The 23,911-nt window shown below is 69.5% G+C and carries 20 protein-coding genes; 7 read left to right on the top strand and 13 right to left on the bottom strand.

Annotated features, from left to right (window positions below):
• Nucleotides 1-44 precede the first annotated feature (44 nt).
• Complete coding sequence (locus tag FHR32_RS22800; RefSeq protein WP_184756158.1) at nt 45-653, top strand: TetR/AcrR family transcriptional regulator; 609 nt, start codon at nt 45-47, stop codon at nt 651-653.
• Here the strand turns inward: FHR32_RS22800 and FHR32_RS22795 are convergent.
• The 4 genes from FHR32_RS22795 to FHR32_RS22780 are packed head-to-tail and all read right to left on the bottom strand — an operon-like array spanning nt 647 to nt 4,494.
• Complete coding sequence (locus FHR32_RS22795; RefSeq protein WP_184756157.1) at nt 647-1,729, bottom strand: ABC transporter ATP-binding protein; 1,083 nt, start codon at nt 1,727-1,729, stop codon at nt 647-649. The two genes, FHR32_RS22800 and FHR32_RS22795, sit on opposite strands and share 7 nt — an antisense overlap.
• Entirely contained in the window at nt 1,729-2,502 is a 774-nt protein-coding gene (locus FHR32_RS22790; RefSeq protein WP_184756156.1) for an ABC transporter permease, read from the bottom strand. The genes FHR32_RS22795 and FHR32_RS22790 overlap by 1 nt, the downstream gene beginning before the upstream one ends.
• Complete coding sequence (locus tag FHR32_RS22785) at nt 2,495-3,370, bottom strand: ABC transporter permease (protein WP_312882611.1); 876 nt, start codon at nt 3,368-3,370, stop codon at nt 2,495-2,497. Before FHR32_RS22785 ends, FHR32_RS22790 begins: the two co-directional genes overlap by 8 nt.
• The gene (locus tag FHR32_RS22780) at nt 3,367-4,494 is read right to left on the bottom strand and encodes a polyamine ABC transporter substrate-binding protein (RefSeq protein WP_184756155.1); all 1,128 of its coding nucleotides are present in this window, start codon (nt 4,492-4,494) and stop codon (nt 3,367-3,369) included. The genes FHR32_RS22785 and FHR32_RS22780 overlap by 4 nt, the downstream gene beginning before the upstream one ends.
• A gap of 387 nt (nt 4,495-4,881) precedes the next feature.
• On the opposite strand from FHR32_RS22780, the gene FHR32_RS22775 reads away from it, so the two are divergent.
• Both FHR32_RS22775 and FHR32_RS22770 read left to right on the top strand, forming a co-directional pair.
• Nucleotides 4,882-5,799 (top strand): aminoglycoside phosphotransferase, encoded by a 918-nt coding sequence (locus tag FHR32_RS22775; protein WP_184756154.1) that lies wholly within the window; start codon nt 4,882-4,884, stop codon nt 5,797-5,799.
• An 88-nt stretch (nt 5,800-5,887) separates the two neighbouring features.
• Complete coding sequence (locus FHR32_RS22770) at nt 5,888-6,895, top strand: SIS domain-containing protein (protein ID WP_184756153.1); 1,008 nt, start codon at nt 5,888-5,890, stop codon at nt 6,893-6,895.
• 27 nt (nt 6,896-6,922) lie between these two features.
• Here FHR32_RS22770 and FHR32_RS43070 read toward each other — a convergent pair whose 3' ends face one another.
• Both FHR32_RS43070 and FHR32_RS22760 read right to left on the bottom strand, forming a co-directional pair.
• A complete protein-coding gene (locus FHR32_RS43070) occupies nt 6,923-7,462 on the bottom strand; it encodes a DUF742 domain-containing protein (RefSeq protein ID WP_184756152.1) in 540 nt (179 codons plus the stop codon).
• 3 nt (nt 7,463-7,465) lie between these two features.
• Nucleotides 7,466-10,033 carry a sensor histidine kinase gene (locus FHR32_RS22760; RefSeq protein ID WP_312882608.1) on the bottom strand — a complete coding sequence of 856 codons (2,568 nt, stop codon included), beginning with the start codon at nt 10,031-10,033 and terminating at the stop codon, nt 7,466-7,468.
• 431 nt (nt 10,034-10,464) lie between these two features.
• Between FHR32_RS22760 and FHR32_RS22755 the strand changes: the two genes are divergently transcribed.
• The 4 genes from FHR32_RS22755 to FHR32_RS22740 are packed head-to-tail and all read left to right on the top strand — an operon-like array spanning nt 10,465 to nt 15,377.
• Nucleotides 10,465-11,493 carry a quaternary amine ABC transporter ATP-binding protein gene (locus FHR32_RS22755; protein WP_184756150.1) on the top strand — a complete coding sequence of 343 codons (1,029 nt, stop codon included), beginning with the start codon at nt 10,465-10,467 and terminating at the stop codon, nt 11,491-11,493.
• The gene (locus tag FHR32_RS22750) at nt 11,490-13,445 is read left to right on the top strand and encodes an ABC transporter permease (RefSeq protein ID WP_184756149.1); all 1,956 of its coding nucleotides are present in this window, start codon (nt 11,490-11,492) and stop codon (nt 13,443-13,445) included. The genes FHR32_RS22755 and FHR32_RS22750 overlap by 4 nt, the downstream gene beginning before the upstream one ends.
• The gene (locus FHR32_RS22745; RefSeq protein WP_184756148.1) at nt 13,442-14,431 is read left to right on the top strand and encodes an ABC transporter substrate-binding protein; all 990 of its coding nucleotides are present in this window, start codon (nt 13,442-13,444) and stop codon (nt 14,429-14,431) included. The genes FHR32_RS22750 and FHR32_RS22745 overlap by 4 nt, the downstream gene beginning before the upstream one ends.
• Before the next feature lie 16 nt (nt 14,432-14,447).
• Entirely contained in the window at nt 14,448-15,377 is a 930-nt protein-coding gene (locus FHR32_RS22740; RefSeq protein ID WP_184756147.1) for an ABC transporter substrate-binding protein, read from the top strand.
• A 48-nt stretch (nt 15,378-15,425) separates the two neighbouring features.
• Here FHR32_RS22740 and FHR32_RS22735 read toward each other — a convergent pair whose 3' ends face one another.
• The 7 genes from FHR32_RS22735 to FHR32_RS22705 all read right to left on the bottom strand — a co-directional run bounded on the left by FHR32_RS22735 (nt 15,426) and on the right by FHR32_RS22705 (nt 23,694).
• Nucleotides 15,426-16,013 carry a GTP-binding protein gene (locus tag FHR32_RS22735; RefSeq protein ID WP_184756146.1) on the bottom strand — a complete coding sequence of 196 codons (588 nt, stop codon included), beginning with the start codon at nt 16,011-16,013 and terminating at the stop codon, nt 15,426-15,428.
• Complete coding sequence (locus tag FHR32_RS22730; RefSeq protein WP_184756145.1) at nt 15,994-16,356, bottom strand: DUF742 domain-containing protein; 363 nt, start codon at nt 16,354-16,356, stop codon at nt 15,994-15,996. Before FHR32_RS22730 ends, FHR32_RS22735 begins: the two co-directional genes overlap by 20 nt.
• A gap of 27 nt (nt 16,357-16,383) precedes the next feature.
• Complete coding sequence (locus FHR32_RS22725) at nt 16,384-16,806, bottom strand: roadblock/LC7 domain-containing protein (RefSeq protein ID WP_184756144.1); 423 nt, start codon at nt 16,804-16,806, stop codon at nt 16,384-16,386.
• The gene (locus tag FHR32_RS22720; protein WP_184756143.1) at nt 16,803-19,529 is read right to left on the bottom strand and encodes a sensor histidine kinase; all 2,727 of its coding nucleotides are present in this window, start codon (nt 19,527-19,529) and stop codon (nt 16,803-16,805) included. The genes FHR32_RS22725 and FHR32_RS22720 overlap by 4 nt, the downstream gene beginning before the upstream one ends.
• Nucleotides 19,530-19,750: 221 nt before the next feature.
• A complete protein-coding gene (locus tag FHR32_RS22715; protein ID WP_184756142.1) occupies nt 19,751-22,036 on the bottom strand; it encodes a [protein-PII] uridylyltransferase in 2,286 nt (761 codons plus the stop codon).
• Nucleotides 22,037-22,039: 3 nt separating this feature from the next.
• The gene (locus FHR32_RS22710; protein ID WP_184756141.1) at nt 22,040-22,378 is read right to left on the bottom strand and encodes a P-II family nitrogen regulator; all 339 of its coding nucleotides are present in this window, start codon (nt 22,376-22,378) and stop codon (nt 22,040-22,042) included.
• Nucleotides 22,375-23,694 (bottom strand): ammonium transporter, encoded by a 1,320-nt coding sequence (locus tag FHR32_RS22705; protein WP_184756140.1) that lies wholly within the window; start codon nt 23,692-23,694, stop codon nt 22,375-22,377. The genes FHR32_RS22710 and FHR32_RS22705 overlap by 4 nt, the downstream gene beginning before the upstream one ends.
• Between the last annotated feature and the right edge of the window lie 217 nt (nt 23,695-23,911).

Here is a 23,911-nt window from a genome sequence, read left to right as displayed (position 1 = left end):
TATGGACCCCGGCACAGAGCCTGGTTTTCAATGAGCGGGGGATTATGACACGCAAGGGGAGGGCGGATCGTCGCCTGGATCTCATTGCAGCCGCACATCGGGCGATCATCCGGCACGGCACCGATGGCGTGCATCTCAACCACGTCGCAGAGGAGGCCGGCCTGACCTCCGGCGCCGTCCTCTACCACTACCCCAACCTGGGCGAGTTGCTGGTGGACGCCCACCACGCCGGGATGGAGCGCTTCTACGAGCAGCGTCTCAAGCGGATCAGCGGCCTGCGCGACCCCGCCGAGAAGCTCGTCGTGACCATCCGCTCGGGCCTGCCGCACGGGCCGGACGACCCGGACGTGCGACTGCTCAACGAGCTCGGCGGCGCCGCCGCCCGCAACCGGATGTACGCCCTCCTGCTCACCACGCTCTACGACCGGCAGGTCTCCATGTACCAGAGCGTTCTGGAGACCGGGTCCGCCCTGGGGACCTTCACGCTGGCCGGCGACTCCCTTGTCATCGCGCGCAACCTGGTCGCGCTCGAGGATGCGTACGGTTATCGCATAACGGCCCGCCACCCGGTGATCGGCCCGCAGGAGGCGGCGGAACTGATCCTCGCCTACGCCAGGACCGCCACGGGCAACCCGCTCAAGACGTCTCATTGAGGGATCAGCACCCCGTCCTCGGCGCCCCAGGTGAGGGCGACCGAGGAGCCCGCCTGAACCTGGGTGGTCCCCTGCGTGGCCACCAGGATCGGCGTCTGGCGCCCGTCCACCAGGACCGAGACATGGGAGACACCGCCGTAGAAGCTGACGTCGGCGACCTTCCCGCGCAGCACGTCTTCCGGACTGTTCAGGCCTTTTATGCCGTTAAGGCGCTTTACCCGCTTCGCGCGCTTCAGGCTGTTCAGCTTGAGCTGCTCCGGCCGTACGGCGAGCAGCGCGGGCGTCCCGGCCGCCAGCTCGGACACCGCGGGCAGGACACCCAGCTCGGGGCTCTCCAGACCCCCCGCGCACACCTTGCCCTCGAAGAGGTTGTTGGCGCCCACGAAGTCGGCGACGAACGGCGTGCGGGGCCGCTCGTACAGCGCCGCCGGCTTGTCCACCTGCTCCACCCGGCCCGCGTTGAAGACCGCGATCCGGTCGGCCAGCGACATGGCCTCCTCCTGGTCGTGGGTGACCACGACGAAGGTGATGCCGACCTCGTTCTGGAGCCGCTTCAGCTCCAGCTGCATCTCCGCGCGGACCTTCTTGTCCAGCGCGGACAGCGGCTCGTCCAGCAACAGCAGGCGCGGCCGCTTCACGATCGCACGCGCCAGCGCGACCCGCTGCCGCTGGCCGCCGGAGAGCTGCTGCGGCCTGCGCCCGGCCATCTCGGCCAGGCCGACCTTCTCCAGGACCTCGCCGACCCGCTCACGGATCTCGGCCCTGGGCAGCCTCTCCCGCTCCAGTCCGTAGGCGACGTTCCTGGCCACACTCATGTGCGGGAACAGCGCGTAGGACTGGAACATGAGGTTGACCGGGCGGCGGTGCGCGGCCTGGCCGAGCAGGTCGTCGCCGTCGAGCGTGACGGTGCCCGAGTCGGGGGCCTCGAAGCCCGCCAGAATGCGCAGGAGGGTGGTCTTGCCGCACCCGCTGGGGCCCAGCAGCGCGAAGAACTCGCCCTGCCGGATGTCCAGGGAGACCTCCGAGAGCGCCGTGACGTCGCCGAACCGGCGGCTGACACCTGTGATCTTCAGCATTAGGACAGCGACTCCGTCAGTCGGGTCATCCGCTGGGCCACGATCACCACGGTGAAGCTCACGGCCAGCAGCAGCGTCGCCAGCGCGTTGATCTCTGGGGTGACCCCGAAGCGGACCATTGAGTAGATGACGATGGGCAGGGTGGGGGTGGCCGGCGCCGCGGTGAAGAACGCGATCACGAACTCGTCGATGGAGAGCGTGAACGCCAGCAGGGCGCCCGCCGTGATGCCCGGCATGAGCTGGGGCAGCGTGATGCGCACGAACGTGGTGACCGGTGTCCCGCCGAGATCCCTGGACGCCTCCTCCAGGGAGGTGTCGCTGTGGGTGAGCCGGGTGCGGACCACCGCCGTCACGAACGCCATGCCGAACACCGTGTGGGCCAGCAGTACCGAGTGCAGGCCGAGGGTCACCTTGACCGTGGAGTAGAACACCAGCAGGCCGATGGCCAGCACCAGGTCGGGCAGGATGGCCGGCAGCACACCGAGCCCGTCCAGCAGCCGCGACCTGCTGTGGCGGGCCAGGCCCACGGCCAGCAGGGTGCCCAGCACGGTGGCCAGCACCGTGGACCCGGCGGCCACGATCAACGTGTTGACCAGGCCTTCCCGGACGGTGGCGTTCCCGGCGAGCTTGCCGTACCACTTCAGGCTGAGGCCCTCGAAGTTGTAGGGCGACTTACCCGCGTTGAACGACATGGCGACCAGCACCACGATGGGCGTGTACAGGAATATGTAGGTCACCCAGAAGGGGACGTACAGCAGGCGCGATTTACGCACGACGAGCACTCCAGGACTGCAGGAGCAGCAGGACGATCAGCACGGCGATCAGCGCCATCGCGAGGGTGGCGCCGAACGGCCAGTCGCGGGCCGTGAGGAACTGGTCCCTGATCAGGTTACCGACCATGATCGAGCGCCCACCGCCGAGCAGCTCGGGGATGACGAAGTTGCCGAAGCTCGGCACGAAGACGAACATGCATCCGGTGATCACACCGGGCAGGGTCAGCGGCAGCGTCACCGAGACGAAGGTGCGGGCGGGCTTCGCGCCGAGGTTGGCCGAGGCCTCGTGGAGCTGCGGGTCCAGCTTCTCGATCGCCGCGTAGAGCGGGAGCACCATCAGCGGAAGATAGGAGTAGATCAGGCCGGTGACGATCGCGCCGTCGTTGTAGAGGAACTCGAACGGCCCCAGGCCCAGCTTGCCCAGCAATGTGTTGACGAGTCCGGGGCCGCTGAGCAGGACGATCCAGGCGTAGATGCGGATCAGGAAGTTCGTCCAGAAGGGCAGCACGATCGCGATCAGCGCGATCGTCTTCCACTTGGCGGGGAGCCGGGCGATGAGGTAGGCCGTCGGATAGCCGAAGAGCAGGGCGATCAGCGTGGCGGCCGTGGCCAGCTTCAGCGAGCCGAGCAGGACGTCGAGGTAGAGCGGGTCGAACAGCCGGGTGAAGTTCTCCCCGGTCAGCTCGTAGATGACGCCGCCGAAACGGCCCCTGCGGAAGAACGCGTAGCTGAGGACCAGGGCCAGCGGGATCAGCAGGAGCACGATCAGATAGGTCAGGCCGGGCCCCAGGAAGGCCAGCCGCCCGAGCACCCGCGACCGGCGCGACCGCGATTTCGCGGTCGCGCCGGAGACGGTGGAACGTGTCACTTCGCGGCCTTGACCTCGGTCGCCAGACGGGTGAACTTGGTGGAGTCCTCACCCAGGTCGATGATGGACTCGCCGGCGAGCAGCTGCGACGGGGTCATCTGCAGCGGCGCGTTGTCCTCCTTGAGCTTGGCGGGGAGGGCGTCCATCGCGGCCTTGTTGGGGACCTTGTAGAGGATGTTCTCCGCGGCCCAGCTGTGGATCTCCGGGTCCAGGATGAAGTTGATGAACGCGTGCGCGGCTTCCTTGTTCTTGGAGCTCTTGAGCACGACCATCGTGTCCACCCAGAGGTCGCTGCCCTCCTTCGGCACCACGAACTTGATGTTCTTCTCCGTGGTCGGGCACCAGCCGTCCCACGCCTCGGCCATCACGGTCTCACCGGTCTTGAGGCGGTCGCCGAAGGTGACGTCGTCGTAGAACACGTTCGGCTTGGCCTCGAGCAGCTTCGCCTTGATCGCGGCGAGGTCCTCGTCGCTCTTGGTGTTGACCGACTTGCCGAGCGCCTTGGCGGCGGGCAGGGCCAGCCAGCGCTCGGTGGTCATCATGGTGACCTTCTTCTTCGCCTCGGCCGGCGGGCTCAGGATGTCGTTCCAGCTCGTCGGCGGCGTCTTCATCAGGTCGGTGCGGTAGCAGATGCCCGTGGTGCCCCAGGTGTAGGGGACCGAGAAGACGTTCCCCTTGTCGTAGGAGAGCTCCTTGGCCTCGGGGTAGAGGTTGGCCAGGTTGGGGATCAGCTCCGGGTGGATGGGCTCCAGCAGCCCGGCCTCGTTGAGGGCCTGGGCGTACTGGCCGGAGACGAAGGCGACGTCGAGATCGGTGTCGGCCCCGGCGGTCAGCTTGCCCATGATGATCTCGTTGGTGTCGTGCAGGCTGACCTTGAGGTCGGTCTTGAGCGTGTCCTTCACCTTCTTGGGGAGGTCCTCGGGCGTGTAGCCCGGCCAGACCGAGATGGTGATGCTCTGCTTCGACAGGTCCATGTTCGGGTCGAGCTGCGCGGACGAGGCGCTCGCGGCCGGGGCGGCGGCGGTGGTGCCCGTGGACCCTCCGCCGCAGGCCGAAACGGCGATTGCAAGACCGGCGACCAGGGCGGCAGCCGGAAGACGACGGGTGTACCGGATACGGGACACGGCCGCTGCTCCTTCAAATTTCAAGTGTAATTGGGGTAGACCGGCCGTAACGGACACGGCAGACCAAAGCAGGAGTGTTGCAGCCAAGAATAACTTGAGCAAGACTTTGCCCGGACATTACCTCGCGAGAGTTTGGTTTGCCTGTTGAATCCGTCTTCAATATGGGATCGGCTCGGAACTGTACCGAGCCCTGGCGACGGCAGAACCGGCGAACTGGTCACCGCTCTGAGCTGCGATGTTCCAGACCTGTTCACGGTCCGCCGTTTCCACCCGCTGCCCGGCACATCGACTTCCGTCTTTTCAACTGATGTTCAACTGTTATCGGCCGCCGCAGGCGTCTCACCGGCACCCGAACGGGGCTTCGACGTCGACCAGACCAACCGGTCAGTGGTGGTCGGCGAAAGCGTGGTCGTCAAGTGGCTGACCCCACCGGCGCCGCTCCCCCAGCCGACCCCGGACGTATTCGCCCATCTGACCTCGGTCGGCTTCACCGCCACCGCCACGCCGTACGCGTCCGTGTCCCGCAACGACGACGACGGCGACGGACTGCTGCTCGCCCTGGTCACCGCCTATCTGCCCGATGCCCGGGACGGCTGGGAGTGGTGCGTGGACGAGGCCGTCTCCGGTCACGTCGGCTTCGCCACCGACCTGGGCGTCCTGGCCGCCGACCTGCACGCCGCGATGGCGACCCCGTCCACGACCTTCCCCGACCCCCTGCGGCAGGCGCCCGCCGTCCCGGCAGCCGGAGCGACCGCCTGGTCCGTCCGTGCCGGAGAGGCCCTGGACGAGGCGCTCGCGCTGACCGGCGGCGAGGACGGCGACTGGCTCGCGGCCCACGCCGATGCGCTCCGCGCCGAGCTCACCCCACTGAGCTGGGCGGACGCCACCCCGCTGATCCGCATCCACGGCGACCTGCACGTGGGTCAGATACTCCGCTGGCGGGACGGTTACGCGGTGATCGACTTCGACGGCAACCCGACGGTCACCGGCGCCGACCCCTTCCAGCCCGCCGCCCGCGACCTCGCCCAGCTGATCACCAGCCTCGAACACGTCGGGCAGGTCGCCGTCAGGCGCCGGGACGCCCATCCCCTGGTGATCGCCGCGTGGACCGTCACCGCCCGCGACGCCCTGGAGTCCGCCTACCTCGCCCGTCTCGCCGAACTCGGTCACACCGCCCTGCTGGACCGTTCCCTGGTGCGCCCGTTCGAGATCGAGCAGGAGTGCAGGGAGCTCATCTACGCCGCCCGCCACCTTCCCCGCTGGCGTTACGCCCCCATGGGCGTCCTCCGGTCCTGGTACCCGTAGCCGTACCGTCCCGGCCGCCGTGACCGCGCCGTCCGCCGGGAGGTCGTGCCCGATCCTCATCACCGCTGACCGAATCCAAGGAGAGATAGTGGACCCCGAGCTGTACCTCGCCGATCTGGAGGCCAAGCCGTCCGCACTGGCCGGACTGGCGAGCGCCCTGGAGACAGACGACCCGTTCGACGGGATACCGGCCGGGATCCGGCGGGTGGTCTTCCTCGGCATGGGCAGTTCCCGGTATGCCGCCGGGGTCGCCGCGCTGCGCCTGCGGGCGGTGGGCGTCGACGCGGTGGCCGAGTACGCCTCGGCCTCCATCTCCTCCCCGGCGACCCCGGACACCCTGGTCGTCGCGGTCTCCGCCACCGGTGGCAGCCGGGAGACCCTCGACGCGGTCGCCCGCCACCACGGCCGGTCCTTCGTGCTGGCGCTGACCAACAGGCCCGGCTCGGCGATCACCGAAGGCGCCGACCTGGTGGTGCCGATACTCGCCGGCGAGGAGCGCGGCGGCGTGTCCTGCCGGACCTTCCAGCACACGCTCGGCCTGCTCCTGGCCCTGCGGAACCGTCTCACCGGCGCGGGCGGCACCGCGTCCGGCGTCTCCGGCACCGGCCTGGACGCACCCGGCCTGGACGTGCCCGGCCTGCTCCGCCGCACGGCCGAGGCCACCGCCGATCTGCTGGACCGCCGGAGCCAGTGGCTGGAGGAGGCGATGACCCTGCTCGACGGCCCGGCCGGGGTCTACACGATCGCCCCCGCCGAGCGCCTGTCCTCGGCCCAGCAGTCCGCCCTGATGTTCCGCGAGGGCCCCCGCCGCGCCGCCGACGCCTGCGAGACCGGTGACTGGTCCCACGTGGACGTCTACCTGACCAAGACCCTCGACTACCGCGCCATCCTGTTCCCCGGCTCCCGCTACGACAGCCAGGCGATGGACTGGATCGGCGAGCGCGGCTCCACCGTGCTCACCGTCGGCGGTGAGCTGCCGGGCGCCCGAGCCGCCGTCCGCTACCTCCACGACGACGATCCCGGCGTCGCCCTGCTCACCGAGACCCTGGTCGCCGAACTCGTCGCCGCGCAGTGGTGGCTGGCCCAGCGGACCTGAGGACCGGAGCCGGCCGGCCCGCCGCGGTCACAGGCGGTGCAGCCCGCTGAGGACGCGTTCCAGAAGCTGGGGGCCGGGGCCGTCCTGGTCGATCTGGGGATGGTGGACGCGGACGAGGCCCTCGCTCTCCATGTCCGAGATCAGGACGCGGGCCACGCCGAGGGGGATGTGCAGGAGCGCGGAGATCTCCGCGACCGAACGGATCTGGCGGCAGAGTTCGCTGATGGCGCGGTATTCGCGGATGTAGGACAGACCGAGCTGCTCCGAGGTCGCCGAGGAGACCAGGGCCTCCATTGCCAGCTGGGTGCGTGGGGTGGTCCGGCCGCCGGTGACGGCGTACATCCGGACCAGCGAGCTCTCCTCCTCGTGCTGTTCGCCGTACGGCAGTCCGCTGGATCCGGGATGCTCTCCGCCCGAGGAGTCACCGTACGGCGATCCGCCGTACCCGGGATACCCGCCCGGTGAGGTCCCACCGCCGGGCGGCCCGCCGTACCCGGAATGTCCGTTCCAGGGTGGGCCGTAACCGTCCTCCGGCCTCTGCCCGCCGTCGCGGTATCCGCCCGGCACGGCTCAGCTCTCCCGGTTCGGAAGCTCGTTGCGGGCCTTGCGCACGCCCTGCTGGAAACTCGACATCCGGCTGCGGACCCGTTCCGCCGAGACGGGGGCCACCGGCTGCTGTGGCTGGGGCGGTCCGGAGGGCGGATTCACCGAACCGGGCACCAGGTTCGCCTTGGGGGTACGTCTGGGCAGGCCCGACGTGGTCGTCCCGCCGTGTGCGGGGGCACTCGCCGCCTGGGCGGCCTGCCAGCCGGTGTCCGCGGGAGAGGACCAGGCGGTGGAGGCGGTGGGATCGGACTCGGCGGGTTGTCCGGCCGCTCCGGCGGGATCGAGGGTGCCGATGCGGAACCAGCCCGACTCCACCGAGGCGAAGATCGGCAGGAAGTCCTCCTCACCGTCCGGGGCGGGCAGCGCTCCGGCGGCGCCCGCCGCCACCGGTGGGTTCGGACGGTGCTCCGGCAGCCCACCGGGCGGCGGGGGGAACCGGTCTCCTTCCGGCAGGGGAGAACGCGGTCGCTCCGCGGGAGGACTCCACACGTTCGGCCCGGTCGCCCACCGGGATCCGGCCTGCGGGGGCACGGCCGCCTGCCCGGCGGGCGCCGCGAGGACGGACGCCGCAGGAGACGGGACCCCCAGCGTGCGGGACGACCCGGCGGGCTGGGGCAGTCCGGCCGGCTGGGGCGGGGCGGGCAGGGGAGCGAGGAGCTCCTCGGGGAGCAGGATCATGGCGGCCAGGCCCGTGTCCTGGGGACGGAGCTGGACGCGGATGCCGTGTTTGAGCGCGAGGCGGCCCACCACGAACAGGCCCATGCGGCGGGCGACCGAGGCGTCGGCGGGCTGCGGATTGGCCAGCCGCCAGTTCACCTGGGTGATCTCGTCGTGCGTCATGCCGATGCCCTGGTCCGTCACCGACACCATCACGCCACCGCCGTCGATCCGGCTGCTGGACACCATGACCTGGCTGTCCTTCGGAGAGAAGGAGACCGCGTTCTCCACGAGCTCGGCCAGCAGGTGCACCACGTCGCTCACCGCGGGACCCGCGACGGCGACCTCGGACTGCACCCGGGTCGTCACCCGGTCGTAGTTCTCCACCTCCGACAGCGAGGCGCGGACGACGTCCATCAGCTCGACCGGCTGCCGCCAGCGTCGAGCCACTTCCTGACCGGCGAGGACGAGCAGGTTCTCACTGTTGCGGCGCATACGGGTGGCGAGATGGTCGAGCTTGAACAGGTCGGCCAGGCGCTGGTCGTCGCGTTCGCCGCGCTCCAGCCGCTCCACCAGGGTGAGCTGGCGTTCCACGAGCGTCTGGCTCCGGCGCGAGAGGTTGACGAACATCGCGTTGACCGTGGTCCGCAGCCTGGCCTCGTCACCCGCCAGCCGTACCGCCTCCCGGTGAACCTCGTCGAAGGCTCTGGCGACCTCACCGATCTCGTCGCGGGACATGACCCCGATCGGCGGCATGTCGGCGGCGACCTCGCCGTCGCGGGATTCGCGGACCCGCTGGACGTACGCGGGCAGCCGCTCCTCCGCGACCTCCAGCGCCTCCCTGCGCAGCCTGCGCAACGGCCTGACCAGCGAGCGCGCCACCCCTGTGGTGATCAGCAGCACGGCCAGCAGCAGGCCGGCGACCGACCCGGCGACCAGCAGGGCCCGGTTCTGCTCGGCGTCACCGAGCTCCTGGCTACGCTCGACGATGTCCTGGGCATGGCGCTTCTCCACGTCCCGCATCCGGTCGATCGTGACCGTCTCCGCGTCGTACCACTCCCGTGCGTCGTCCTTGGTGCTCAGGTCCAGCCCCTTCAGGGAGGCCCCGGAGGCCGCGCGGAGCAGGACCAGCTCACGCAGGAACTCCGCCCTGTCGGCGGTCCTGCCGTTGACCGTCTCGTCGAAGAGGCGGCGCTGCCCGCTGTCCGCCTCGGCGGCGAAGGTCTTGCGTCCGTTGCGCTCGGCGGAGAGCGCGCCGAGGAACTTCTCCAGCTGCTCCTGCTCGAACCGGCCGGCGACCAGCACCACCGACAGCAGCCCTCGCTGGAGCGAGGCGGCCTCCTTGGTGCGGGCGAGGGCGTTCAGGGTCAGCGCCTGGCCGAACAGCACGTCATCGGCGCCGCCCTTGCCGAGCTCGTCGTGGAGGGAGAGCAGGTCGGCGATCACCAGGGAGTAGGCGTCGAGGGCCGCGTCGGGCAGGAGCGTCGACTTCAGCGCCTGTTCCCGCAGCGGGGCGAGGTCCTCCAGCCGGGCGAGCATGGTCTCCACCTCGTCCCTGGTGCGGCCGCTCACCACCCCCTGGAGCAGAGCGCCGCTGTCGCGGACGTGTTTCGTCGCGGTGTCCACCGCGTCCATCTGCCGGCGTACGGCCCCCACCTGGCGTTCCGGGCGGCCGAGGGCGATGAACCAGGCCGTGCGGTCGCGTTCCCCGGCCAGCTCGTGGGTGAGCTCGCCGAGATGGTCCGAGAGTCTGGCCAGGTCGTTGACCTGCTGGTAGTCAGCAGCGGCCCGCATGGAGGCGAACACCTGGACTCCGCCGAGCAACACCGCGGCGGCGGTGGGGACCAGGATGAGCGCGACCAGCCTAGGCCGCACCCGCCAGTTCCGCAGGCGGAACCGGCTCTCCGTTCCCCAGACATTGTGTGTACGCACCGAACGCTGCCTCTCGGTGGATGAACCGCCGGCCGGATTCTCTTGGTCCTCGGTAATTCGAGCACATCTCAACCAACAGGGCCAATCGAACATAGATCCACAAATGGTTACTTATGAGTCAGGAGAGCGGGAAGCTGGAGCTCCATTTGCGAGCTGGAGCCCCCAATTACGGACATCCATATGGCGTTATTAAGTATTTCTCATGTCCATATGGCCGTTTGCATCGTTCCATCGGAACGAGCGGCTGGTAACGCCACGGAAGCGCAACGGCCTCCAGAAGATCACATCGTTGTGATTCACGATATTTCCCCCATATCTTGACTCCTTACGTCCGTAGCCTCGCCATATCCGGGCGCCGAACTCTGGAGGAGACAGTGGCCCCATCCGACGGCGCCGCGATCGAGGTCCGCGGGCTGTGGAAGATCTTCGGCCCCGGGGCGGAGCGCGTCCTCGGCAGCCCCGACGCCCAGCTCGACCCGGCCACCCTCCGCGACCGGACCGGCTGCGTCGCCGCCGTCAGGGACGTCGGCTTCGCGGTACGGCCCGGCGAGGTGTTCGTCGTGATGGGGCTGTCCGGGAGTGGCAAGTCCACTCTGGTCCGCTGCCTGACCCGGCTGATCGAGCCGACCGCGGGAGAGATCTCCATCGCCGGCCAGGACGTGCGCGCCGCCTCGCCGGCCCAGCTCAGGGAGCTGCGCAGGCACCACGTCAGCATGGTCTTCCAGCACTTCGGCCTCCTGCCGCACCGCAAGGTCCTCGACAACGTGGCCTACGGGCTGGAGGTCCAGGGCGTTTCGCGGGCGGAACGGCACGGGCGGGCCCGGGAGATCCTCTCGCTGGTCGGACTGGACGGTTCCGCCGACGCCCGCCCCGACCAGCTCTCCGGCGGCATGCAGCAGCGGGTCGGCCTGGCGAGGGCGCTGGCCGTCGACCCCGAGGTGCTGCTCTTCGACGAGCCGTTCAGCGCCCTGGACCCGCTGATCCGCCGGGACATGCAGGCGGAGGTCATCCGCCTGCACCGCGAGGTCGGCAAGACCATGGTGTTCATCACCCACGACCTGTCCGAGGCGCTCAAGCTCGGCGAGCGCATCGCGATCATGCGGGCGGGCGCGATCGTCCAGCTCGGTACCGCCGAGGAGTTGGTCGGCGCCCCCGCCGACGACTACGTGGCCGACTTCGTCAAGGACGTGCCCAGGAGCGAGGTGCTCTCACTGCGCTGGATCTGCCGCCCCCCGCTGGAGGACGACCCCCTCGACGGTCCCGCGCTCCCGGCGTCCACCGTCATCCGCGACGCGGTACCGGCCGCCATGGGATCGGCCCGGCCGATCCGCGTCATGCGGGACGGGGAGCTGCTCGGCGTGGTGGACCGCCTGGACATCCTCGCGGCGATGGCCGGCACATGACCTCCCCACCGGCCTCCGCCTCCCCCGCGCACGTGGCCCCGCCCGCGCCCCGCTCCAGGACGGCACCGCTGCCCCCCTGGGTGGCGCCACTCGCCGGCGTGACCGTGGCCGTGGCCGCCTACCTGGTGTTCCGGGGCACCGCGCTCCTCCCCCACGACGACGACGCCGCGCAGTTCGGGGCGGTCAACGACGTACGGGACTGGGTGGACGCCAACCGCAACGAGAGCCCGATCTTCCTGTTCTTCGTGAACTACGTGCGGCTGTCCGTCGGTGGGCTCTACGACGCCTTCAACCTGGTGCTTCACGGCCTCGGCTGGGCAGGGGTGGTCGGGTCCGCGGGCGCGCTGGGCTGGCTGGCGGGCGGGTGGCGGATCGCCCTGGTCGCCGTCCTGGGCTCCGGCTCGCTCGGGGTGCTGGGACTGTGGGAGGCGGGCGTCGACACGCTCGCGCTCGTGCTCGCGGCGGTCCTGCTCTCGCTGCTGGTCGGCCTGCCCCTGGGCGTGTGGGCGGGGCGTTCGGTACGGCTGCGCCGCCTGCTCACCCCCGTCCTCGACGTCATGCAGATCATGCCGACGTTCGCCTACCTGTCACCGATGGTGCTGTTCTTCCAGATCGGGAACGCCTCGGCGACGATCGCCACGATGATCTACGCGATCCCTCCCGCGATCAGGATCACCGCGCTGGCCATCGAGCAGGTCCCCGCGACACCCGTGGAGGCCTCCACGGCGCTCGGCGCCACCCGCTGGCAGACGCTGCGCAAGGTCCACATCCCGCTGGCGCGTGCCACGATCGGGCTGGCCGTCAACCAGACCGTCATGATGGCGCTGTCCATGGTGGTGATCGCGGCCCTGATCGCGGCCCCGGGACTGGGCTCCGACATCATCCGTGGACTCTCCCGGGCCAATGTGGGCATCATGCTCCCGGCGGGCATCGCGATCGTGGCCATGGCGGTCGTGCTGGACCGGATCACCATGGCCGCCGCGGCGCGTGGGCCCGCGCCGGCCGGGTCCTTCTCCTCCCGGCTCCGGCCCGCCGTCACGTCGGTGATCCTGCTCGTCACGGGGGTCGCGGCCTGGCTCCTGCCCGCCGAGTTCCCCCAGGAGTGGGTGCTCCGCTTCGCCGAGCCGGTGAACGAGGCCGTGAACTGGGCCAAGTTCTCCTGGTACGGCGTGACCGAGGCGGTCAGGAACGCCGCCACCGAGACGTTCCTCAACCCCCTGCAGACCGTGCTCACCACCGCTCCCTGGTGGCTGGTCGCCGCGGTCGTGCTCGCGGTCGCGTGGCGGACCGGCGGACCGCGGCCCGCCGTCACCGCCGTGGGATGCCTGCTCGCCACGGCGCTGCTCGGGCTCTGGCAGCACACCATGGAGACGCTCACCACCGTGCTGGTCGGGGTGGTGCTGGCGCTGGCCGTCGGTCTCGTGTCCGGCATCGCGGCGGCACGCTCGCCCCGGTTCGCCTCCGTGCAACGACCGCTGCTCGACGCCGCGCAGACCATGCCCGCGTTCGTCTACCTGCTGCCCGCGCTGGCGCTGTTCGGCGCGACCCGGTTCACCGCGATCTTCGCCTCGGTGATCTACGCGGTTCCGCCGGTCGTCCGGCTGGTGGAGGACGGGATCAGAAACGTGTCGCCGGTCGTCGTGGAGGCCGCACGGTCGTCCGGCTCCACCGACCGGCAGCTGCTGTGGAAGGTGCAGCTGCCGATGGCCCGCCGGGCGATCCTGCTCGCCGCCAACCAGGGCATCGTCATGACGCTCGCCATGGTCGTGGTGGGCGGGCTGGTCGGCGCCGGCGGGCTGGGCTACGACGTCGTCTCCGGGTTCTCCCAGCGCACCGACTTCGGCATGGGCTTCACCGCCGGGGTCGCCACGGTGCTGCTCGGCATCATGCTCGACCGGATCACGCAGGGCGCCGATGGGCGCCCTTCCCCCAGAAAGAAGAGGTTCGCATGAGGATCGGACGCAGGCTCAGCCTGCTCGCCGGTGTCCTGACGCTTGGGCTGGCCGCCGCGGGCTGCGGTGGCGCCAAGGTGGAGACCGGCACCAGTTCGGCACAGCCGTCCGGGAGCGCCGGATCGTCGGCTCCCGCCTCGGGCGGCACCGTGAAGATCGCCATCAACGGATGGGCCGGATACGAGGCCAGCGCCGGGGTGATCGCGTATCTGCTGGAGAGCAAGCTCGGCTACAAGGTCGAGAAGAAGGAGCTCGCCGAGCAGGTCTCCTGGGAGGGCTTCGAGAGCGGCGACGTCGACGTCATCGTGGAGAACTGGGGCCACGACGACCTGAAGAAGACCTTCATCGAGGAGAAGAAGGTCGCCGTGGATGCGGGTTCCACCGGCAACAAGGGCGTCATCGGCTGGTACGTCCCCAAATGGATGGCGGATGAGCACCCCGACATCACCGACTACAAGAGCCTGAACAAGTACGCGAGCCTGTTCAAGACCTCGGAGTCGGACGGCAAGGGCCAGCTTCTCTTCGGCGACCCCTCCTACGTCAGCAACGAGGAGGCGCTCATCAAGAACCTGAAGCTGGACTACAAGGTGGTCGTGGGGGGCAGCGAGGCGGCGCTGATCGAGTCCGCCACCCAGGCCCAGAAGCAGAAGAAACCGCTGCTGTTCTACTTCTGGGACCCGCACTGGCTGTTCAGCCAGGTCGAGCTCGTCCGGGTCAACCTGCCCCCCTACACCGAGGGCTGCGACGCCGACCCCAAGAAGGTCGCCTGCGACTACGCCGAACTCGACCTCGACAAGATCGTGAGCAAGAGGTTCGCCGACACCGGCGGCAAGGCCTACGAGCTGGTCAAGAACTTCTCCTGGACCAACGAGGCGCAGAACACGGTGGCCAACGACATCACCAACAAGGGCATGTCCCCGGAGGACGCGGCCAAGAAGTGGGTCGAGGCCAACCCGTCCGTCTGGGCCTCCTGGATCCCCCGGTAACCGGTCGGCCGATCCTGTGAGACGACAACTCGCCGGGGTCGCCGCGGCGCTCCTCCTTCTCACCGCGTGCAGCGGCGAGAAGGAGGAGCCCGCGCCGGCCGGCGGCACCGTGAAGATCGCCATCAACGGATGGGCGGGCTACGAGGCCAGCGCCGCGGTACTCGGACGGCTTCTCCAGCAGGAGCTCGGCTACCGGGTGCAGCGGGTGGAACTCAACGAGGCCGAATCCTGGGAGGGCCTCGAAAAGGGCACGGTCGACGTGATCGTCGAGAACTGGGGCCGCGAGGCGGAGAAGAAGACCTACATCGAGGAGAAGAAGGTCGCCGTCTCCGCCGGAAGAAACGGAAATAAAGGGGCAATCGGGTGGTATGTCCCGCAGTGGATGGCCGACCGGTACCCGGATATCACCGACTGGCGGCGGCTCAACAAATATGCCCACCTATTCAAGACCGCCAAATCCGGAAATTTCGGTCAGCTTCTTGACGGGGACGCCTCCTACGTCACCAACGACGAGGCGCTGGTCCGCAATCTCGGGCTCAATTACAGAGTCGTCTACGCAGGCAGCGAGGAGGCCCTGATAAAGGCCGCCACCCGGGCGACCCGGCAGCGCACCCCGCTGCTGATGTATTTCTACGAACCCCAGTGGCTGTTCACCCGGGTCAAGCTGGCGAAGATCAACCTGCCCCCCTACGCGATCGGCTGCGACATCGACACCAAGAAGATCGCGTGCGACTACCCGCCCTACCTGCTCGACAAGATCGTGAGCAGGAGGTTCGCCGACACCGGCGGCAGGGCCTACGAACTGGTACGCAACTTCGCGTGGACGAACGACCAGCAGAACGCGGTCGCCGACGACATGACCAACAACGGCCTGAGCGCCGACCAGGCGGCACGGAAATGGATCGACGCGAACAGGATCGTGTGGAAGGACTGGGTGCCCGGCTGACCTGCGGCCCGCCGCCGTGACCGCCGGCGGCGCAGGCCGTACGGGGGTCTAGACCGACGTGCCGTAGGCCGACCGGACCCGCAGGACGTGCTCGACCAGCGTGATCAGCGTGCCCTTGACGGAGTCACGGGAGCGGGCGTCGGTGCGCACGATGGGCACGTGGGGTGCGAGGGCCAGGGCCTCTCGCACCTCCTCCTCCGTGTGCTGGAACTGCCCGTCCCAGCCGTTGACGCCGATCACGAAGGGGAGCTTGGCCTCCTCGAAGTAGTCGATCGCGGGGAAGCCGTCGGCCAGGCGCCGGGTGTCGATCAGGACCACCGCGCCGAGCGCGCCGCGGACCAGGTCGTCCCACATGAACCAGAACCGGTGCTGGCCCGGCGTGCCGAACAGGTACAGGATCAGGTCACGGTCCAGCGAGAGCCGGCCGAAGTCCATCGCGACCGTGGTCGTCACCTTGTTCGGAGTGAGACCGAGGTCGTCGATGCCGGCGCTGGCGTCGGTCATCACCGCCTCCGTGGTCAGCGGGAGGATCTCCGACACGGCGCCCACGAACGTGGTCTTGCCGACGCCGAACCCACCCGCGACGACGATCTTCGTCGACGTCAGGCCGGACTGGTTAGAGCCTGCGAAGTCCACTGAGCACCCTTTCGAGCATGTTGAGATCCGGTTGTCCCTGTTCGAGGCGTGGCTGGTGGAGACGGACGAGCCCCTCATCGGCCATGTCCGCCACCAGCACGCGAGCCACGCCGAGCGGGACCCTCAGCAGCGCCGAGATCTCGGCGACCGACCGGAACGCACGGCAGAGCCTGATGATGGCATCCTGCTCGGGAGTGAGCAGGACCAACTCCTCATCCCTGATGAACGAGGAGGAGACCAGGGTCTCCATCGCCATGTGATACCGGGGCTCGGAACGACCACCGGTTACCGCGTACGGACGGAACAGGGGCTCGTCGTCCCCGGTTCCGTCACGCCCGAGCACGTCCCTCTCCGGTGAAGAGCTCGGTCACTACCGCCCCCGGGAGGTCTGCAGTTCAGCCCGGAGGGCCGGGGTGAGCACCTGGCCGGCCCGGTCCACGAGCAGGGTCATCTGGTAGGCGACAAGGCCCATGTCGCAGTCGGGAGAGGCCAGTACGGCGAGCACGGAACCGTCGCTGATCGCCATGACCAGCATCAGGCCGCGCTCCATCTCGACCACCGTCTGGGTCACGGCCCCGCCCTCGAACACGCGGGACGCGCCCACCGTCAGGCTGAGCAGGCCGGCCGCGACCGCGGCCAGCTGATCGGCCCGGTCGTCCGGGAAACCCTCCGAGCTGGCGATCCGCAGCCCGTCCGCGGAGACGCACACCGCGTGCGCGACCCCGGGGGTGCCGCGGACGAACTCGGTGATCAGCCAGTCGAACTTACGCGCCTCATGGCTGAGAGTCGTCACGAGCCCTCCTCATTGCCCACCAGGCTCCTGGCGGGGTCTTCGTTCAGTTCGGCACGGCCCCGCCGTACCCCCTGCTGGAAACTCGACAAACGGTTACGGGCCCGTTCGGGCGAGAGCGACGGCATCGGGCTGGACGGCACGCCGGCCGCGGCACCGGGCACCAGGTTGGCCTTGGGGGTCCGCTTGGGCAGACCCGCCGAGGTGATCCCGCCGAGGGCGGGATCGCTCGCCGCCCGGGCGGCCTGCCACCCGGCGTCGGCGTCGGTCTGCCAGTCGTCCGGCTCGCGGACCGGCTCGTGATCCGGTCCGCGGACCGGCATGCCGTTCACCGGCGTGGGGGCCTCGATCACGGGATCGAGCGGGCCGGGCTGCAGGGGTGCCGCGTGCCGCGCGGGCTCCCCCGCCTCGCGGCCCTCCGAATCATCAGCACGGCGGAACCAGGCCGACTCGATGGAGGCGAAGATCGGCAGGAACTCCTCCTGCTCGGATTCGAGTGGGGAGACCCGTACGGCCGGCATCGAGGCGGTCGCCGGGTCCTCGTCGGAGGACTGCCCCCAGGCTGAGAAGCCGGAGTTTGGAACGCTCCCGGCGCCGTTCGTACCCGGGACCGGACGCTTGGGAAGGGGGAACTCGCTCGCCGGCGCCGCGGCACCGGGCTCGCCCTGCCGCCGGCCGAGGGCGGGGAACGACGTGGACCCGAACGAGGAGGTCTGCGGCTCGGAGGCCTGCCCGAACGAGGTCTGCCCGAAGGAGCTCTGGGCGAAGGAGCTCTGGGCGAAGGAGGCGGCCTGGCCGGAAGGCTGCCGGGCCTGCGACTCGGTGTCCCACGACGGGGTGATGGGCGGCTGGACCTCCTCGACGATGAGCTCCGGCGGGAAGAGGACCATGGCGATGAGGCCGCCGGCCTCCTGCGGGCGGAGCTGGACGCGGATGCCGTGACGCAGGGCCAACCGGCCGACCACGAACAGACCCATCCGCCTCGACACCGAGACGTCGACGACGGGCGGGTCGGCCAGGCTCCGGTTGGTCTCGATCAGTTCCTCGGTGGTCATGCCGATGCCGGGGTCGCTGACCGCGAGCAGCGCGCCACCCCCCTCGATCATGCTGCTGGAGACCACGACCTGGCTGGCCCGGGGGGAGAACTGGATGGCGTTCTCCACCAGCTCGGCGACCAGGTGGACGATGTCGTTGGCGGCGCTTCCGGCGACCGAGATCGTGCGGTGCACCTTGATCTGGACCCGCTCGTAGTCCTCGACCTCCGACAGCGAGGCGCGCACGACGTCGACGAGCTTGGCCGGCTGGCTGCGCCTGCGGGTCGGCTCGTGCCCGGCGAGAACCAGGAGGTTCTCGGAGTTGCGCCGCATGCGGGTGGCGAGGTGGTCGAGTTTGAACAGGTCCGCCAGGCGGCCACCGTCCTCCTCGCCCTTCTCCAGGCCGTCGATCAGCGAGATCTGCCGCTCCACCAGCGTCTGGGTACGGCGCGACAGGTTGACGAACATCGCGCTGATGTTGGAGCGGAGCTCGGACTCCTCGGCTGCCAGCCGTACGGCCTGCCGGTGGACCTCGTCGAAGGCCTTGGCGACCTCCCCGATCTCGTCCTTGGTGTCGACCGAGATGGGGTCGATGTCGGGGGTCTGGGAGTTTCCGGAGACCCGGAGCTTGCGCACGACCTCGGGAAGCGTGAATCCGGCGACGTCCAGCGCCTCGGCGCGCAGGCGGCGCAGCGGCAGGACCATCGACCGGGCGATCAGGATGGTCAGGCCGAGGATCAGGAGCAGCAGGAGCAGGATGAGCCCGGACGCGATGATCGCGTTGCGCTGCTCGGTGTCCTCCAGCTCGCGGGCCCGGTTGATCACGTCTCCGGCGACCTTGGTCTCGACCTTCCGCATCGCGTCCAGGACCGCGCTGTTGTCCGAGAACCACTGCTTGACCTGGTTGAAGTCGGAGAGCAGGCGGCCCGTGTTGCGCGGGTCGCTGGCGAGCACGATCGCCCTGGACTTGGTCAGCTCGGCCCGGTGCATCTTCTCGTCGATCATGGCCTTGACGAGGAGCTGGTTGCTCTCCGGACCGGCCTCGACGCCGAAGTTCGCCTTGTACTCCTCCAGGCGCGACCGGGAGGCGATGAACTTCTCGATCTCCTGCGCGTTGATCAGCGAGGGCGCGTAGTAGCCGGCCAGCAGGCGGGCCCGCTCCTTGGAGACCTCCTCCTTGGCGTAGGCCAGCGCGCTGAGCGCGCGCATGTTGCCGGTGATCTCCGTGTCGTCACTGACCAGCGTGAGTTCCTCATGGAGCTGGAGCAACGGGGAGATCATGAAGGCGTACCGTTCCGCCTGCGTCGTCCCGAACAGCTGGCGCAGTTCCTTCAGGCCGGAGAGCTGGTAGGCCACGTCCTTGGCGGCCTTGGCCACCCGGGCCCCGTAGGACTCGTCGATCGCCTCCAGGTCCAGCCGGACCTTGCTCACCAGCGCGTCGACCGTCTTCTTCTGCGCCTCGGCGCTGCTCTTCAACCCCTTGTTCGAGGTCTGGAGTGAGGCCCACGCGGTCCGGTCGCGTTCCAGGCCGAGCGCCTGTGCCAGGTCGCGGATGTCGCCGGAGTACTCGGCCGCCGACGCGGTCCGCTGGTAGCCGGCCACGCTGTCGATGGAGGCGACCACACGGGTGCCGGCGAGCAGGACACCCACCGCGGTCGGCACCAGGATCAGAGCCGTGAGGCGCGACCGCACACGCCAGTTACGCAGACCGAATCGGGCAGCAGGCCGTTTGCCACGGTCGCGTGCCGAAGCACCGCCGCTTTCGGATGTCGCCGTCGTCACCGCTCTCGCTACCCCTCACCGTCACGACATATGTGGTCAATATCAGACCACAAGGTCACGGGACGCAATCGGCATAGCCGACAAACCGGACTTAATCGTTACGAAGGTGACAAGAGAACGATTTCCTGTAGTTATCGCAAGGCTGCGAGCACGTGGTCCCGTACCTGTGTCCGTTGAGCCTCATCAGTCAGAGGACGTCCGACCCGATCCACGACATAGAAGACGTCCACCACCTCTGCGCCGAGAGTCTCCACACGCGCGGCTCGTACGTCAAGACCACAGTCCCCAAAAGCTCTACCGATCCGCCACAACAGTCCGGGGCGGTCGTGAGCGCGCACCTCCACGACGGTCGCCGTATTGGACGCGTCGTCTACAAGTGTGACCCGTGGCGGAGCCACCGGCACGCGAGCCGGCCGCAGGGACCTGGTCCTCCTGGCCAGGCGCTGCTCGATGTCGAGCCGGCCGGCCAGAACCAGCCGCAGGTCGGCCTCCAGCGTCGCCGGGTCGGGCGGTGAGCCGTACTCGGGGACCACGGAGAACTCGATGACGGCGGTGGATCCCGCCGAGGCGGCCGAGGCGGCACGGACCACCATCCGGTGCGCGGCCAGTACTCCGGCCGCGCGCCAGAGCAGCCCCGCCCTGTCGGGGGCGACCACGGTGACCGCTCCCCCGTTGACCCGTATGGCGCCGCCACCGTGCCGGGCGAGGGAGGCCTGGGCCGTCGAGAGCGCCGGCGCGGGGGGCAGCGGTGTGCCGGACAGGACCGAGCGCACCCGGCGGACCAGATCGGCGACCAGGGAAGCCTTCCAGGAGTTCCAGGCCGCCGGTCCGGTCGCGTTGCCGTCGGCCACGGCGAGCGCGGCCAGCAGTTCGAGGACCTCGCGCGAGCCGACGGCCTGCGCCACCCGGGAGATCGTCACCGGATCGTCCAGATCGCGGCGGGTCGCCGTCTCGGGCAGCAGGAGGTGGTGGCGGACCACGGTCTCCAGGGTGTCCACGTCCGCCGGGGACAGGCCGATCCGGGTGCCGATGTCACGGGCCACGACCGCGCCGGTGGTCGAGTGGTCACCGGGCCAGCCCTTGCCGATGTCGTGCAGGAGCGCGGAGATGAGCAGCAGGTCGGGCCGGGACACCTCACGGGTGAAGGAGGCGGCCCCGGCGGCGGCCTCGATCAGGTGCCGGTCCACGGTGTAGCGGTGCACGGGGTTGCGCTGCGGGCGGTGCCGCACCCGCTCCCAGTCGGGCAGCAACCGGACCAGCACCCCCGCCTGGTCCAGCTCCTCCCAGACCGGCACCGCCGCACGCCCCGCGCCGAGCAGCGCGACCAGCGCGTCCCGTGCGTCATCCGGCCACGGGACCGGGAGCGGCGGGGACTGCGCGGCCAGCGCGTTCACGGTGGCGGGCGCGAGAGGCAGTCCCGCCTCCGCCGCGGCCGCGGCGGCGCGGAGCACGAGCGCCGGGTCCTTGCGCGGATTGACCCCGCGGGCGAGCACGACCTCGCCGCCGTGCTCCACGACACCGTCGGCGAGCGGGCGGCGACCCCTCGGCGTGGGACCTGTCAGCAGCCGGTCGACGGTGCGCCAGGTGGCGTCGAAGGCGTGCGCGACGGTCCGCCCTGCCTCGGCGAGTCTGCGCATCAGCGCCTCGGCATCGAGCAGGCCCAGCGTTCCGGCGACCGCGTCCTGCTCCTGGAGCACCAGGCGGTCGGCTCCCCTGGCTGTCACCAGGTGCAGGGCATGCCGTACGTCGAGCAGGAGTTCGTAGGCCTCACGGACCCGGGGGCCCGGAGCCGAGGCGACCCAGGCGGCGGCCACGGCCTGCATCGCCTGCACGTCGCGGATCCCGCCGTGCGAGTCCTTGAGATCGGGTTCGAGCAGGAACGACAGCTCGCCGCTCGCCTCGGCGCGCTTGTCGGTGGCGTCGCGCAGCTCACCCAGCCGGCGCTTGGAGTCGGACCGCCACTCCGACAGCACGACCTCGCGCGCCGCCCGCGTCAGCTCGGGATCCCCCGCCACGTGGCGGGCCTGGATCAGCCCGAGCACCGCCTTGAGGTCGCCCCTGGCGACCATGGCCGCCTCGTCCACGGTCCGCACCGAGTGGTCGAGACCGACTCCGGAGTCCCAGATGGGATACCAGATGCGGTCGGCGATGCGGGCCACGTCGTCACGGCCGTTGTGCAGGAGGACCAGGTCCAGGTCGCTGCCCGGAGCGAGCTCCGCGCGGCCCAGGCTTCCCACCGCGACGAGCGCGACGCCGCTGAGGGCGCCGCGCTCGTCGGTGCTTCTGGGATCCCCGTTCTTTCCAGTGCGCCCGTACGGTGTGCCACAGGCGCTCCGGAGCAGGTCCGTCAGCCAGCGGTCGATGTCCGCGGCCCGTTCCTTACGGGCCGCGGCGTACGAGCGAGTGTCGCCTCTCACCGGCTAGAGCGCCTCGGGTCCGCGCTCTCCGGTGCGGACCCGGATCACCGTGTCCACCGGAACGGACCAGACCTTGCCGTCACCGATCTTGCCGGTCTGCGCGGCCTTGACGATGACGTCGATGACGTCCTCGGCGTCCTCCTCCTCGGTGAGCACCTCAAGCCGGACCTTGGGCACCAGGTCCACCTGGTACTCGGCGCCCCGGTAGACCTCGGTGTGGCCGCGCTGGCGGCCGTACCCGCTGGCCTCGCTGACCGTCATGCCCTTGACGCCGAACTGCTCCAGGGCTGCCTTCACGTCATCGAGCTTGAAGGGCTTGATGACCGCGGTGATGAGTCTCATGCGTCGACCTTCTTGGACGCCGGGGCGACGACCGGACCGTTGACGGCGGCCACGCCCGAGGAGTGGATGGTGCCGAGGTCATAACCGGTCTCGGCGTGGGAGGTGATGTCGATGCCGGTGATCTCTTCCTCGGTGTTGATCCGGAAGCCCATCGTCTTGTCGATGACCTTGGCGATGATCCACGACACGACGAAGGAGTAGAGGCCGACCGCGACCGGCCCCAGCACCTGCACGCCGAGCTGGGAGAGCGGACCCCCGACGAGGATCCCCTTCTCCTGGCCGTCGGCGAACGGGTAGGCCGCGACGAAACCGAGCGCCACCGCGCCGACGACACCGCCGACCAGGTGGACGCCGACCACGTCGAGGGAGTCGTCGTAACCGAGCTTGTACTTCAGGCCGACCGCGTAGGCGCAGACGACGCCGGCGATCGCGCCGATGACGAACGCCGCCCAGGGGTCGACGAAACCGCAGGCCGGGGTGATGGCGACCAGACCTGCGACGGCGCCCGAGGCCACGCCGAGGCTGGTGGAGTGACCGTCGCGGAGCTTCTCCACCAGCAGCCAGGCGCCGGCGGCGACCGCGGTGGCGATCTGGGTGTTGATGAACGCCAGACCGGTCGTCCCGTCCACGGCGAGCTCGGAGCCGGCGTTGAAACCGAACCAGCCGAACCACAGCAGACCGGCGCCCAGCAGAACGAGCGTGAGGTTGTGGGGCCGCATCGGGTCCTTGCCCCAGCCGACGCGCTTGCCGATCACGAGCGCGACCGCCAGGGCGGCGGCGCCGGCGTTGATGTGGACGACCGTGCCTCCGGCGAAGTCCTCGATGCCGAGGCTGCTCAGCCAGCCGCCGCCCCACACCCAGTGGGCCACGGGGAAGTAGACGAGGCTCACCCAGACGAGCCCGAAGACGACCCAGGCACCGAACTTGACGCGGTCGGCGAGCGCGCCGCTGATCAGGGCCACGGTGATGATCGCGAAGGTCATCTGGAACATGGAGAAGACCAGGCTCGGCATGCCCGTGCCGTCGTCCTTCGTCGCGGTCTCCACCATCCCGGCCAGGCCGAGGTTGTCAAGACCGCCGATGAGCTTGTTGACGATGCCCGTGCCGTCGCCGGCGGTGTCAAAGGCCAGTGAGTGACCGTAGAGAACCCAGGCGATCGTCACGACGATGATGCTGACCCACGACATCATCATCATGTTGAGAACGCTCTTGGCCCTGGTCATGCCCCCGTAGAAGAACGCGAGCCCGGGAGTCATCAGCAACACCAGTGCGGTGGCTGTGAGCATCCAGGCAGTGGTGCCGCCATCGATCTTCATCCGACGCGACCCTCCCTTACAAATGGCGTGTGGCCGATTTCACGGTCGCAGTGAACGCTTCCTGGGCTCCGTCGACCGGCCGCGCACTGACGTTGCGCCAAAGCGTCTTCTTCTGCCGTTTCAGGTCACAACCCTGCGTGTTTCGCATCTGTGAATCTCGGCCACACGGTGTTTCGGGGGTGTTTCGGGCAGGGCGAGTCTTGACCTGCAGATGACC

Origin of the sequence: Streptosporangium album (assembly GCF_014203795.1) — a bacterium.
GTDB lineage: Bacteria > Actinomycetota > Actinomycetes > Streptosporangiales > Streptosporangiaceae > Streptosporangium > Streptosporangium album.
Note: the sequence above shows the minus strand (reverse complement) of the source record. Positions and strands in the feature narration are given on the sequence as shown.